The sequence below is a fragment of the Luteipulveratus mongoliensis genome, from assembly GCF_001190945.1.
Classification (GTDB): Bacteria; Actinomycetota; Actinomycetes; order Actinomycetales; family Dermatophilaceae; genus Luteipulveratus; species Luteipulveratus mongoliensis.
Window position 1 is genome coordinate 1015524 of the sequence record NZ_CP011112.1, and the last position, 12197, is coordinate 1027720.

Annotated in this window: 12 protein-coding genes; 4 read left to right on the forward strand and 8 right to left on the reverse strand. The window is 68.4% G+C overall.

Annotated elements, in window-relative coordinates; translation table 11 throughout:
* Positions 1–9: 9 nt before the first annotated feature.
* From VV02_RS04730 to VV02_RS04760, 7 genes are all read right to left on the reverse strand, one after another.
* The gene (locus tag VV02_RS04730; RefSeq protein ID WP_052590213.1) at positions 10–726 is read right to left on the reverse strand and encodes an ABC transporter ATP-binding protein; all 717 of its coding nucleotides are present in this window, start codon (positions 724–726) and stop codon (positions 10–12) included.
* A complete protein-coding gene (locus VV02_RS04735; RefSeq protein ID WP_052590214.1) occupies positions 723–1328 on the reverse strand; it encodes a PadR family transcriptional regulator in 606 nt (201 codons plus the stop codon). The genes VV02_RS04730 and VV02_RS04735 overlap by 4 nt, the downstream gene beginning before the upstream one ends.
* 116 nt (positions 1329–1444) lie before the next feature.
* Complete coding sequence (locus tag VV02_RS04740) at positions 1445–2422, reverse strand: NAD(P)H-quinone oxidoreductase (RefSeq protein WP_052590215.1); 978 nt, start codon at positions 2420–2422, stop codon at positions 1445–1447.
* Between the two features lie 119 nt (positions 2423–2541).
* Positions 2542–3204 carry a hypothetical protein gene (locus VV02_RS04745; RefSeq protein ID WP_052590216.1) on the reverse strand — a complete coding sequence of 221 codons (663 nt, stop codon included), beginning with the start codon at positions 3202–3204 and terminating at the stop codon, positions 2542–2544.
* Between the two features lie 393 nt (positions 3205–3597).
* The gene (mobA, locus tag VV02_RS04750; protein WP_083449909.1) at positions 3598–4167 is read right to left on the reverse strand and encodes a molybdenum cofactor guanylyltransferase; all 570 of its coding nucleotides are present in this window, start codon (positions 4165–4167) and stop codon (positions 3598–3600) included.
* A gap of 18 nt (positions 4168–4185) precedes the next feature.
* Positions 4186–4944, reverse strand: a complete 759-nt coding sequence (locus VV02_RS04755; protein ID WP_052590218.1) for an IclR family transcriptional regulator — start codon at positions 4942–4944, stop codon at positions 4186–4188.
* The gene (locus VV02_RS04760) at positions 4941–5702 is read right to left on the reverse strand and encodes a hypothetical protein (protein ID WP_157063273.1); all 762 of its coding nucleotides are present in this window, start codon (positions 5700–5702) and stop codon (positions 4941–4943) included. Before VV02_RS04760 ends, VV02_RS04755 begins: the two co-directional genes overlap by 4 nt.
* A gap of 97 nt (positions 5703–5799) precedes the next feature.
* Here VV02_RS04760 and hutH point away from each other — a divergent pair, with 97 nt between their 5' ends.
* From hutH to VV02_RS04780, 4 genes are all read left to right on the forward strand, one after another.
* Positions 5800–7362, forward strand: coding sequence for a histidine ammonia-lyase (gene hutH, locus VV02_RS04765; protein WP_083450470.1), 1563 nt, complete (start codon positions 5800–5802; stop codon positions 7360–7362).
* The gene (locus VV02_RS04770) at positions 7359–7796 is read left to right on the forward strand and encodes an NUDIX hydrolase (protein ID WP_052590221.1); all 438 of its coding nucleotides are present in this window, start codon (positions 7359–7361) and stop codon (positions 7794–7796) included. Before hutH ends, VV02_RS04770 begins: the two co-directional genes overlap by 4 nt.
* 98 nt (positions 7797–7894) lie before the next feature.
* Positions 7895–9550: a urocanate hydratase gene (gene hutU, locus VV02_RS04775; protein WP_052590222.1), complete on the forward strand. Its 1656-nt coding sequence runs from the start codon at positions 7895–7897 to the stop codon at positions 9548–9550.
* Positions 9551–9560: 10 nt separating this feature from the next.
* On the forward strand, positions 9561–10970 hold the full coding sequence (locus VV02_RS04780) for a purine-cytosine permease family protein (RefSeq protein ID WP_052590223.1): 1410 nt from the start codon (positions 9561–9563) through the stop codon (positions 10968–10970).
* 78 nt (positions 10971–11048) lie between these two features.
* Here VV02_RS04780 and VV02_RS04785 read toward each other — a convergent pair whose 3' ends face one another.
* On the reverse strand, positions 11049–12155 hold the full coding sequence (locus VV02_RS04785) for an oxidoreductase (protein ID WP_052590224.1): 1107 nt from the start codon (positions 12153–12155) through the stop codon (positions 11049–11051).
* Positions 12156–12197 lie beyond the last annotated feature (42 nt).

Below are 12197 nucleotides of genomic sequence, written 5' to 3' on the forward strand. Positions count from 1 at the left end.
CTGTTCACGTCAGACCGCCGATCCGAGCAGGGACTCCGGCTCGGACGGATCTCCAGTGGTGTCAACGACTTTGCCGTCGCGAAGGAACACCACACGGTCGGCCCACGCGGCGTGACGGGCCTCGTGCGTCACCAGGAGCCCGGCGGCTCCGGCGTCGCACCTGTCGCGCAGGACGCGCAGCACCGCTTCACCTGTGGTCGAGTCGAGCGCACCGGTCGGCTCGTCCGCGAGGACCAGACGGCGCTCGCCGACCAACGCCCGTGCGATCGCGGCGCGTTGCTGCTGACCGCCTGACATCTCCTCCGGGAAGCGGTCACCGAGATCACGAATCCCCACTGACTCCAACGCTTCTGCAGCGTGCTTGCGTGCCGCACGTGCGGACACCCCGTCGAGCTCGAGGGGCAGTGCAACGTTTTCGGCAGCGGTCAGAGACGGAATCAGGTTGAGATCCTGAAACACGAACCCTAGCCGCTGTCGACGCAGTGCTGCGACCTGGCGAGGAGACAATTTCGCCAGATCGTCACCCTCGACGAGCACCTGTCCAGAGCTCGGGTTATCAAGCGCACCAGCGAGATTCAGCAGTGTCGACTTGCCCGAGCCGCTCGGTCCCATGACGGCAACGAGCTCGCCGGGGCTGACGGAGAGGCTCACGCGATCGAGCGCAACGACCTGTGACTCGCCGACACCATGCACCCGTGTCACGTCGACCAGCTTGAGCGCACTCATGACCGCGCGCCCCTCGTCGAGTCGACCACCGTCGTACGTCGGTCGCTTGGCTCCCGGGACGCGGTGATCAACCCGGGCGCCGGCGTACGGGGCCTGACCTGGACGAGCCGGGACTCGACGTGGTCCAGCCAGCGGATCTCTGCCTCCGCCTGGAACACCAGGCTCTCCAGCACGAGGCTCCACGCGAGGTCGTCGCCGGCATCCGCCTTGAGCCGGGTGAGGTCGCGCAGGTGGCGCATCGTGGAGGTGCGCTGGGTCTGCACGACGCGTGGCACATCGACGCCGGGCAGCGTGACGGCGAGAGCCAGCTTGATGGCGAGCTCGTCTCGCGGCGTCTGCTGCCGGTCGACCGGCGCGGCCCACCAGCGGTCGACCTCGGCGCGGCCCTCAGTCGTCAGCCGGTACGCGATCCGACCCTCGTCATCGGCCTCCCCAGACCCTTCGACGAAGCCGTCGCGCTCCAGTCGGGACAGCGTCGTGTAGACCTGTCCGACGTTGAGCGGCCAGGTGCCACCGGTGCGTGACTCGAACTCCTGGCGCAGCTGCGCGCCGTACATCGGGTTGCTGGCGAGCAACGCCAGCAGCGAGTGCTTGATCGACATGAAGACCCCCGTGGCCTCGGTGAATACTCAGTATGCGGTCCAACAGGGGAGATGTATACCGAGTATTCATGGCCGCCGTCAAGTGAGTCGATCCGCCGGCTCAGCCCACGAGCGGGTCAGGTGGTCAGCAGGACCTTGCCGATGTGGGAGGACTCGGCGATCAGTCGGTGTGCGTCGCCGGCCTGGGCGAGGGGCAGCCGCTTGTAGACGACCGGGCGGACCTCGCCGGCGCTGATCATCGGCCAGACGTGCTCGCGGACGGCAGCCACGATGGTCGCCTTCTCGGCCTTCGGTCGGGCACGCAATGAGGTTGCGATGACAGCCGCGCGCTTGCTCATCAGCTTGCTCAGGTTGAGCTCACCGACCAGGCCGCCCTGCATGCCGATCACGATCAGCCGCCCGTTCGTGGCGAGTGCGTCGAGGTTGCGGTCGAGGTACTTCGCGCCCATCACGTCGAGGATCACGTTGGCGCCGGCCTTGTCCGTGGCAGCGGCGATCTCGGTGACGAAGTCCTGCTCCTTGTAGTTGATCAGGATCTCCGCGCCGAGGGCCGCGCACGCCTCGAGCTTGTCCTGGGTGCCGGCCGTCACGGCCACCCGAGCGCCGACGGCCTTGGCGAGCTGGATCGCCATCGTGCCGATGCCGCTCGACCCACCGTGGATGAGGAGGACCTCGTCGGGCTGGAGGTTGGCGGTCAGGAAGACGTTGGACCAGACCGTGCACGTCACCTCAGGCAGCGCGGCCGCATCGATCAGGTCGACGCCCGACGGGACCGGCAGGAGCTGGCCGGCGGGCACCGCGACCTGCTCGGCGTAGCCACCGCCGGCGAGCAAGGCGCACACCTGGTCGCCGACCTGCCACCCTTCGACGCCCGCCGCCACGGCGCTGATCGTCCCGCTGACCTCCAGGCCCGGCAGCTCCGACTCGCCCTCTGGTGGCGGGTAAAACCCTTGGCGTTGAACGAGATCCGCACGATTCACGCCCGCCGCCGCAACATCGACCAGCACCTCGCCGTCGCGCAGCTCAGGGGTGGGCACCTCGGCGAGGGACAGTGCGTCCTCATCGCCGAACTCCGGGATCGTGATCGCCTTCACGGCTACGACGTTAGCCCCGCGGGCGACCGCGCGGCGCGTACGACATGGCGAGGGGCCGCGCGGCGCGTACGACATGGCGAGGGGCCGCGCCCGGCGGACGCAGCCCCTCGCCGTACTCGTCAGTTGCGCGGGGTGCAGGTCACCTGACCGGTCACGGTCACCTTGAGCGTGAAGCCGTCCGTGCCCTTGCACTCCTCGAGCCGGTCCTTCAGGGCGAGAACGGCGGCGGCAACAGCGCCCGCGACCGGACCAGCGCCGGGCGGCAGCGCGATGCCGTTGGAGCTCAGGAAGTCGAGGACCTGCTGGGCCGTGGCGCCCAGAGCGAGCAGGCTGTCCAGGGCAGCGGTCGCGTCGCCATCCAGCCACACGGTGACGCCGGTCCAGTCGACGCTGATGCCGCCGTGCTCGGTCTCGTAGGACAGCGGGTTGCCGGGGAGAGCCTCTCCGGTCTGCTTGCCCTGCTGAGCGCGCAGAAGGGCATTGGCCTGGTTGACGGCTGACCGCACAGCTGCAGTGCCGGGGCCGTCCAGCAGCGCGACCGCGTCGGGGATCGACGTGCCGAACATGCCGTTCTTGTCGGTCGTGACGTACTGGTCGTACTTGTTCACGGTCTGGGGCGTGAGGCCGTCGAACAAGACCTTCAGCGGCGCCAGAGCGACGGGCGTGGTCGGCATGCGGTCATCGATCGAGTTCGCGGACGCTGCGGCCATGCCAGCAGTCGCGAACAGCACGGTGCCGGCAACGGCCGACGCCACCAGGCGGAACGAGCGGGACTCTGTCATCTTCTGACTCCTCGGTAATCGTTGATGATGTGATCCGAGGTGCAGGTACGGGACATCCTGGCTCCACCTCGCCGACCAGACGTTAGAGATCCAAAGGTCAACGAATTGCCAAGAATAAATCGATTTCTCACCATATTGGTATGCCGCGGTCCGGTTCTCGCTACCATCCGCGGCGCATCACAGAGGTCGTCAGTGGACGTTCATCGGTCGTTCAGACCGGACAGCCGATACGTCAGGGCCCGGCGCGCTCTCGGCACGCGTGCAACTGTAGACAGCGCGACGTTGCGGAGGGGCCGGACGCGCCGGTCGATCGTGGCGAGCCGCGTGAGTCGCCGGGCGATCCTGCACGCAGCTCGCGAACGCTTTGCCGTGGAGGGCTACGACCGCGCAGCGCTACTTGGTGGGCGAGCTGCCCGACTGATCGAGCCGGTCGAGATCGGCCGGTTCGTCGATGTCGGCGGTCGCGTCGGCGTCCATCGCCAGCTCGCTCACGGTGAGGGCATCGAGGAGCCGCATCATCGGTACTTCGGTGGTCGGCTGGGGGAGTGCGGCACGTACGGCATCGGTCCGATAGGCCGCCAGGAGCGGCTGCCGCCTCCCGCTCGGATCGGTCGCGAGGACAGCGTCAGTCTGGCCCCGCGCGAGCTCGTCGACGAGCGCTTGCGCCGCGCGGCCGGCGTACGGCATATCGCCGGCGATGACGACGATCGTTGGGCTGGCGACCGCATCGAGGGCGGCTGCGAGACCGGCGAGTGGGCCTGCAAATGCTGGTGATTCGCGGGTCCAGGTGACGATCCGGGCCGTACGCCGCTGCTCGCCGACAGCGATGATCGGCCAGTCCGCGGGGAGCGCATCGAGCAGGTGGTCCAGGACGGTGGTGCCACTGAAAGGGGCGCGAGTCTTGTCGGCGCCGAAGCGGGATGAGCGACCGCCGCAGAGCACCACGGCGGTCACGTCACTCATGTGGCCAGGGTAGTCGGGTCAGCGGTGGCCGAGGCGACGGGACAGGTCGGCGGCGGCGCGGCGTACGGCTGAGATCGCTGCCGCGCGCTCCTCTTCGGTCGCCCGCTCGTGCGGGAACGTGACGGCGAGCCCGGCCGCAGGGTGCCCGTTGTGGTCGAGCACTGCCGCGCCCACCGACGCGAGACCGGGCGTGACGGAGTCCTGCTCGACGGCGTACCCGCGCGTCCGAACCTGTGACAGCTCCGAGCGCAGGGCCGTGAGTGACATCGGCCCCTGTCCGTGGCGCTGTACGAAGTCGTCGCGCGACGGATAGAGCGCGCGGACCTGCTGTGGAGGCAGCGCGGCGAGGATCGAGAGTCCGGACGCGGTGAGCTGTGCGGGCAGTCGTACGCCGACGTCGGTGACCAGGGACGGGCGCCCCGGGGCGCGCTCCTCGATGACGTAGAGGACATCGCGTCCGTGGAGTACGACGAGGTGGGCGTTGTGGGTCGTCTGGTCGATGAGGCGCGCGAGCACGGGACGGGAGATCCGCTGGAGCGGAGCCTGTCTCGAGTAGGCGGAGCCGAGCTCGAACGCCGCGACGCCGAGTCCCCAGCGCTGGTCGTCGCCGAGGTGGCTGACGAAGCCGGCGTCGCGCAGCACGTTGAGCAGGTGGTACGTCGATGACCGCGGTAGCCCGAGATCACGGGCGATCGCGGCGGCCGGCATCGGCTCAGCGTGCCGGGCGAGCAGCTGCAGCACGGAGATCGCCTGAACGGCCGCTGGTGCATTGCTCATCGTGGGCTCCTCGCGGTGAGGATGGTCGCCGTCGAGCCGTGTGACATGCAGGTCGAGGTGGGGTCGGCGGGCTTGCCGGAGTCGGAAAGGAGCACGGACTCTCCGTCGAGCAGCAGAGTGTTGTTCCTGCCCCAGTTGATGGTCGGCGCCCCGGCGATGTCGTCGCCGGAACCGCAGCGCACGAAGAACTCGTGTCCCAGCCAGCCACTGCCGCTGCGCACGCTGACTACCCAGTCCGGGTCGAGGAAGCCGCTGTATGACACGACCGCGGTGTACGTCCCATTGGGTGAGCGGACCTGCTCCTGCGCACCGCTTGTCGAGCTGTAGACAGTCCAGCCCAGGCAGACGACTGCCGTGGCAGCGGGTCCGATGGCGAAGGCCGACAGCCAGAGCGTGCCCGGTGTGGCATGACGAGTGACGATCAGCGTGCTCACGCCGGCGGCGGCCAGGCACGCCAGTGCGAAGGGCGGCCAGCTCTCGATCAGCTCGTGCGGCCAGGCCAGGTTCAGATGGGCGCTGACCCAGATGGCGCACCACACCAGGACTGGGCCAGCGAGCCAGCCGAACGCGAGCGCGCCGACGGACGGACCCGGACGCGGTGTCCGATCTCGCTCGGAATCGGTGAGCCCGGCGGTCCCCGCGTAGACGATCGCGACGAGGACCAGCCCGAGCGGCACCGCGACGGCGGCGACGGCGGCGACCACGAAGAGCAGGGCGAGGACTCCGAGCACTAGCCACACCCCCGAGTCGTCACCCACCTATCATCGCTCGTCGCATGGCCGGCGTCTCGCATCTGAGACAGGCACGTGGCCCGCAAGCCGCCGTTCACCCTGGATCAACGCTCCAATGGGTGGCATGACCAGCAACATCGCCACCCGCACCGGCGTCATGATCGGCACCGGACCGCTGTCCTTCGACGATGTGGTGGCCGTCGCCCGCCATGACGCACCCGTGCGGCTCTCCGACGAAGCGCTCGATGCCGTACGCCGGGCGCGCACCGTGATCGAGGATCTCGCCTCCGATGCCATCCCGCACTACGGCATCTCGACCGGCTTCGGCGCACTGGCCACGCGGCACATCCCACTCGACCTGCGCGCTCAGCTGCAGCGCAGCCTGGTCCGCTCCCACGCGGCCGGTTCCGGGCCCGAGGTCGAGCGCGAGGTCATCCGCGCGACGATGCTGCTGCGCCTGTCGACTCTCGCGACCGGTCACACCGGCGTACGCGAGGAGACGGCACAGGCGTACGCCAACCTGCTCAACGCCGGGCTCACCCCCGTCGTGCACGAGTACGGCTCGCTCGGCTGCTCCGGCGACCTCGCCCCACTCGCGCACTGTGCGCTCGCGGTGATGGGCGAGGGGCAGGTGCGCGACCGCGAAGGCAATCTGCTCGACACGGCAGAAGCGTTGCGCGACAACGGTATTCAGCCGGTCCAGCTTGCCGAGAAGGAGGGCCTCGCTCTCATCAACGGCACCGACGGCATGCTCGGGATGCTGGTGCTCGCGATCACCGATCTCCGGCGCCTGCTCAAGACCGCTGACGTCACGGCGGCTATGTCGGTCGAGGGTCTGCTCGGCACGGATGACGTCTTCGCGGAGGACCTCCACGCGATCCGCCCGCACCCGGGTCAGGCGCTGAGTGCCGCCAACCTGCGAAAGATCATGGCGGACAGTCCTATTCGCGAGTCACACCGTGACCCCGAGGCGTGCACCCGCGTACAGGACGCCTACTCGCTGCGCTGCTCGCCCCAAGTTGCCGGCGGTGCGCGCGACACCGTCGAGTACGCCGCCCAGGTCGCCTCCCGCGAGCTCGCCTCCGCGATCGACAACCCGGTCGTCACCCGTGATGGCCGCGTCGAGTCCAACGGCAACTTCCATGGCGCGCCCGTCGCGTACGTCCTCGACTTCCTCGCGATCGTCGCCGCCGATCTGGCCAGCATCAGCGAGCGACGGACCGACCGGTTCCTGGACAAGGCGCGCAACCACGGGCTCAACCCGTTCCTGGCCGACGACCCCGGCGTCGACTCGGGGCACATGATCGCCCAGTACACCCAGGCCGCGATCGTCTCCGAGATGAAGCGCCTCGCCAACCCCGCATCGGTCGACTCGATCCCATCGAGCGCGATGCAGGAGGACCATGTGTCGATGGGGTGGTCCGCAGCACGCAAGCTGCGCCGCTCGGTCGACGGCCTCACCCGCGTACTCGCCATCGAATTGCTCACTGCTGCAAGGGGACTCGATATGCGCACACCGCTCAAACCGGCACCTGCAACGGCGGCTGTCGTCGCCGTGCTTCGTGAGACCACGGAAGGACCAGGCACGGACCGACATCTCGCACCCGAGATCGAGAACGCCGTCCAGCTGGTCGCCACCGGTGATGCCTTAGCCGCCGTCGAGACCGTGACGGGACCGCTCCAGTGAGCCCCGCACCGGGCAAGGTCCGGGTCGCCGCGTACGGCGTGTGCATCCGCGACGGCCGGATCCTCCTCGTCCACCAGGTCTCGCGAGGCCCGGCGCAGCACAAGTGGACTCTCCCGGGCGGCGGCCTGGACTTCGGGGAGAGTCCGGCAGACGGCGTACGACGTGAAGTCCGTGAGGAGACTGGCTGCGACGCCGTGGTCGGTGCAGTGATCGGCGTCGACGACAACGTCTACATGACTCCGGACGGCACCGAACGGCACGGCATCGGCCTGCTGTTCGAGGCTGCGGTCGACACCGAGCCGGTCGCGCCGAACGACGGAGAGATCGACCAGGTCGGATGGTTCGACCTCAACGACCTGCCCGAGGAGATCACGTCCGGCGTCGTGATGGCCGCTGAGCTGAGCCGGGCCGCGCTCGCCGATCGTCCGGACTGATCACACGATCGACCCGGCCGATCGGCCGGACTGATCAACCTGTCATCGCATGCCCTGGAGGGCATGAAGACTCACATCGATCGTCAAGGAGACTGACCATGCAAGGCGCCAGGCCCGTACGGGCGAACCGAGGGACCCAGCTGACGACGCGTTCGTGGACCACCGAGGCTCCGCTGCGCATGCTGCAGAACAACCTCGACCCCGAGGTGGCCGAGCGCCCGGACGACCTGGTTGTCTACGGCGGCACCGGCCGTGCGGCGCGCGACTGGAAGTCGTTCGACGCCATGGTCCGCACGCTGACCACGCTCAAGCCGGACGAGACCATGCTGGTCCAGTCGGGCAAGCCCGTCGGTGTGATGCAGACGCACGAGTGGGCGCCCCGCGTGCTCATCGCGAACTCGAATCTCGTTGGAGACTGGGCGAACTGGCCCGAGTTCCGCCGCCTCGAGCACCTCGGTCTCACGATGTACGGCCAGATGACCGCGGGTTCGTGGATCTACATCGGCACCCAGGGCATCGTCCAGGGCACCTACGAGACGTTCGCCGCGATCGCCGACAAGCGGTTCAACGGGACCCTCGCCGGCACGCTCACCCTGACGGGCGGCTGCGGCGGCATGGGCGGCGCTCAGCCCCTGGCGATCACGCTCAACGGTGGCGCGAGCATCGTCGTGGACGTCGACGAGACGCGTCTGCGTCGCCGGGTCGAGCACCGCTACCTCGACGAGGTGGCCAACGATCTCGATGACGCGGTCGAGAAGGCGCTGAAGGCCAAGAACGAGAAGCGCGGCTGGTCCGTCGGCGTCGTCGGCAATGCGGCTGAGGTCTTCCCCGAGCTGCTGCGTCGCGGCGTGCCCATCGACATCGTCACCGACCAGACGTCGGCGCACGACCCGCTGTCGTACCTCCCCGAGGGCATCGGCCTCGAGGAGTGGCACGAGTACGCCGAGAAGAAGCCCGAGGAGTTCACCGACCGGGCGCGGGCGTCGATGGCCAAGCACGTGCAGGCGATGGTGGAGTTCCAGGACGCCGGTGCCGAGGTCTTCGACTACGGCAACTCGATCCGCGATGAGGCCCGCCAGGGTGGGTACGACCGGGCGTTCGAGTTCCCAGGGTTCGTACCGGCGTACATCCGGCCGTTGTTCTGTGAGGGCAAGGGCCCGTTCCGCTGGGCCGCGCTGTCCGGTGACCCGAAGGACATCGCCGCCACCGACCGCGCCGTGCTCAGGCTGTTCCCGGACAACGAGCGGCTGCACACCTGGATCAAGGGTGCGCAGGAGCGAATTGCGTTCCAGGGATTGCCTGCTCGCATCTGCTGGCTCGGTCAGGGTGAGCGCGACAAGGCGGGCTTGGCGTTCAACGACCTGGTCAAGAGCGGTGAGATCTCCGCGCCGATCGTCATCGGTCGTGACCACCTCGACACCGGCTCCGTCGCGTCGCCGTACCGCGAAACCGAAGCAATGGCAGACGGATCCGACGCGATCGCCGACTGGCCGCTGCTCAACGCCCTGGTCAACACGTCGTCCGGCGCGAGCTGGGTGTCGATCCACCACGGCGGTGGCGTCGGCATCGGCCGCTCGCTGCACGCCGGCCAGGTCAGCCTCGCCGACGGCACCGACCTCGCGGCCGAAAAGCTGGCGCGGGTGCTGACGAACGACCCGGCCATGGGCGTCATCAGGCACGTCGACGCCGGCTACGACATCGCCGACCGGACTGCCGAGCAGCAGGGCATCCGCGTCCCGATGAACGAGAGCTGAGGAGACGCCGATGGGCACCGGCACCACGATCGAACGTCGCACCATCGACCCGGTCCCCGACAGTGAGCGACATGGGAGCCCGCGCAACCAGTTCACGCTCTGGTTCGGGGCCAACATGCAGATCACTGCGGTGGTCGACGGTGCGCTGGCCGTGGTGTTCGGTGCGCACGCGGTCTGGGCAATCGTCGGACTGCTCATCGGCAACCTCGCCGGCGGTGCCGTCATGGCGCTGCACTCGGCGCAGGGTCCGCGGCTCGGCCTGCCCCAGATGATCAGCAGCAGAGCGCAGTTCGGCGTCTTGGGTGCTGCGCTGCCGCTCGTGCTGGTGATCGTCATGTACCTCGGGTTCGCCGCCACCGGCACAGTCCTGTCGGGGCAGGCGATCAACAAGATCCTGCACGTCGACGCCTCGTGGGTCGGGATCGTGATCTTCGGGTTGCTGACGTTCGTGGTGGCCGCGTTCGGCTATCGCTGGATCCATGCGCTCGGCAAGGTCGCCAGCGTGCTCGGCATCCTCGGCTTCGCCTACCTCACCATCAAGCTGTTCGCCGACCAGGGCGCCTCGACGCTGCTCGGCCACCCGGAGTTCGACGGCGTGGCGTTCTTGCTCGCGATCGCGCTCGGCGCCGGCTGGCAGCTGACGTTCGGGCCGTACGTCGCCGACTACTCGCGCTATCTGCCCGCGAACACCCCTGAGCGCACCACGTTTTGGGCGACCCTCGCCGGCAGCGTGCTCGGCTCGATGTGGTCGATGTCGCTAGGCGCACTCATCGCATCGGTGCCCAAGAGCGGCTTCCTCGACAACCAGGTCGGCTACGTCGGCGACCTCGCCGGCGGAGGCGCGATCGCGTTCGTCATCTACCTCGTGATCGTGGTCGGCAAGCTGACGGTCAACACGCTCAACGCGTACGGCGGGTCGATGACGATGCTGACCACGGCGACGGCGTTCACGCGCAGCAACATTGTGCGCCCGGTCGTACGCATGGCGTGCGTCTTCGCGTTCCTTGCCGTCTCCGTGGTGATCGCCCTGGCTGCCAGCGCCGACTTCCTCGACAACTTCAAGAACTTCGTGCTGCTCCTGCTGATGGTGTTCACGCCGTGGAGCGCGATCAACCTGGTCGACTACTACCTGGTCTCGCGCGAACGCGTAGACATACCAGCACTTTTCGATCAGAATGGTCGGTACGGTGCCTGGAACGTCACGGCACTCGTCACCTATGTCGTCGGTGTTCTCGCGCAGATCCCGTTCCTCGCGCAGTCGCTCTACACCGGCCCGATCACGGATGCCCTTGGTGGCGCTGACATCTCGTGGATCGTCGGGTTGGTGCTGACCGGGGCGATCTACTACCCCTGGGCGCGCCGGACCAGCAACCCGCCCGAGGCGATGATCGAGCCCGTTCGAGAGCCCGCCTTGTCCTGAGCCTGACCAGGCACGCCGTCGGTCTGTATGTCTTACCGTGCGGTGGGGTGCACGGTAAGACGCACCGACTCGACCCGGTCAGGCGAAAACGGACTCCTGCTCCTTGCGGTAGTCGACCAGCTCGTCGAGCCGCCCAGCACCGACGTGTCGCACCCACGCCGGGTTGGCCAGCAGCGCTCGTCCGAGGGCGACCAGGTCGAGCTCGCCCGAGTCTCTGAGAGCACTGATCGCTGCGAGCGTTGTCGTGGATGGCCCGTCGTGCACGCCATCCGCGGTCAGTCCCACAGAGCCGACGGCAATTGTCGGCAGACCGGTGATCGCCTTCGCCCAGCCGGCGAGCGTACGCGCCGAGCCGTCGAACGCCGGCTCCCAGAGGCGCCGCGTGGAGGCGTGCAGCATGCTCGCGCCGGCCTCGACCCACGGTGTCAGGAGACGCGAGAGCTCATCCGGCGTCGATGCAATCCTGGCCGCGAACTCACGTTCCTTGAACTGCGAGAACCTCACTCCCACAGGGAAGTTCGGCGTCGTCGCGTCGCGGACGGCGGCCACGATCTCGGTCACCAGGCGGGTGCGGCCATCCGCAGAGCCTCCGTATCGGTCAGTACGCCGGTTCGTCGCCGCCCACAGGAACTCGTCCAGCAGGTAACCGTGCGCCGCGTGGATCTCGACCCCGTCGAAACCGGCGCCGTGCGCTGCCCGGGCCGCGTCGGCGTACAGGCTGATGAGGTGGTCGATGTCGGCGATGGTGATGGCCCGACCGCAGGGCCGACCGTCCTCGCGGACCCCCGACGGCGTCCAGACAGGCCCGGCATCGGCCGATCGCTCGCTGCCCTGATGCCACAGCTGCGCCAGGATCGCGCCGCCCGTGGCGTGGACCTCGTCGACGACCTGCTTCCAGCCGGCGGCGGATGCGGGACGGGAGAGACGCGGGATGTCCGTCTCGTGGCCGGCGCTCTCGTGGTCGACGAGGATGCCCTCGGTGATGATCAGGCCGACGCCGCCTTCGGCACGGCGCCGGTAGTAGTCGGCGACGGCCGAGGTCGGCACACCATCTGGTGACTGCTCGCGCGTCATCGGTGCCATCGCGAACGACGTCTGCAGCGGGATGCCGGCCATGGTCGTGGGCTCGAAGAGGCCCCGAGTAGCCGGGTTCAGCTGTGCGGGCTCTAGTGAAATCGCGGTCATGATGGCAGGCTAAAAGTTGACATCAATGTCAGAGGCAAGCGT

What these genes read in the sequence shown, in the direction of transcription:
- VV02_RS04735 (WP_052590214.1), bottom strand. Translation starts at nt 1,328, where the DNA reads ATGTCGATCAAGCACTCGCTGCTGGCGTTGCTCGCCAGCAACCCGATG.
- VV02_RS04780 (WP_052590223.1), top strand. Translation starts at nt 9,561, where the DNA reads ATGGGCACCGGCACCACGATCGAACGTCGCACCATCGACCCGGTCCCC.
- VV02_RS04730 (WP_052590213.1), bottom strand. Translation starts at nt 726, where the DNA reads ATGAGTGCGCTCAAGCTGGTCGACGTGACACGGGTGCATGGTGTCGGC.
- hutU (WP_052590222.1), top strand. Translation starts at nt 7,895, where the DNA reads ATGCAAGGCGCCAGGCCCGTACGGGCGAACCGAGGGACCCAGCTGACG.
- mobA (WP_083449909.1), bottom strand. Translation starts at nt 4,167, where the DNA reads ATGAGTGACGTGACCGCCGTGGTGCTCTGCGGCGGTCGCTCATCCCGC.
- VV02_RS04755 (WP_052590218.1), bottom strand. Translation starts at nt 4,944, where the DNA reads ATGAGCAATGCACCAGCGGCCGTTCAGGCGATCTCCGTGCTGCAGCTG.
- VV02_RS04745 (WP_052590216.1), bottom strand. Translation starts at nt 3,204, where the DNA reads ATGACAGAGTCCCGCTCGTTCCGCCTGGTGGCGTCGGCCGTTGCCGGC.
- VV02_RS04785 (WP_052590224.1), bottom strand. Translation starts at nt 12,155, where the DNA reads ATGACCGCGATTTCACTAGAGCCCGCACAGCTGAACCCGGCTACTCGG.
- hutH (WP_083450470.1), top strand. Translation starts at nt 5,800, where the DNA reads ATGACCAGCAACATCGCCACCCGCACCGGCGTCATGATCGGCACCGGA.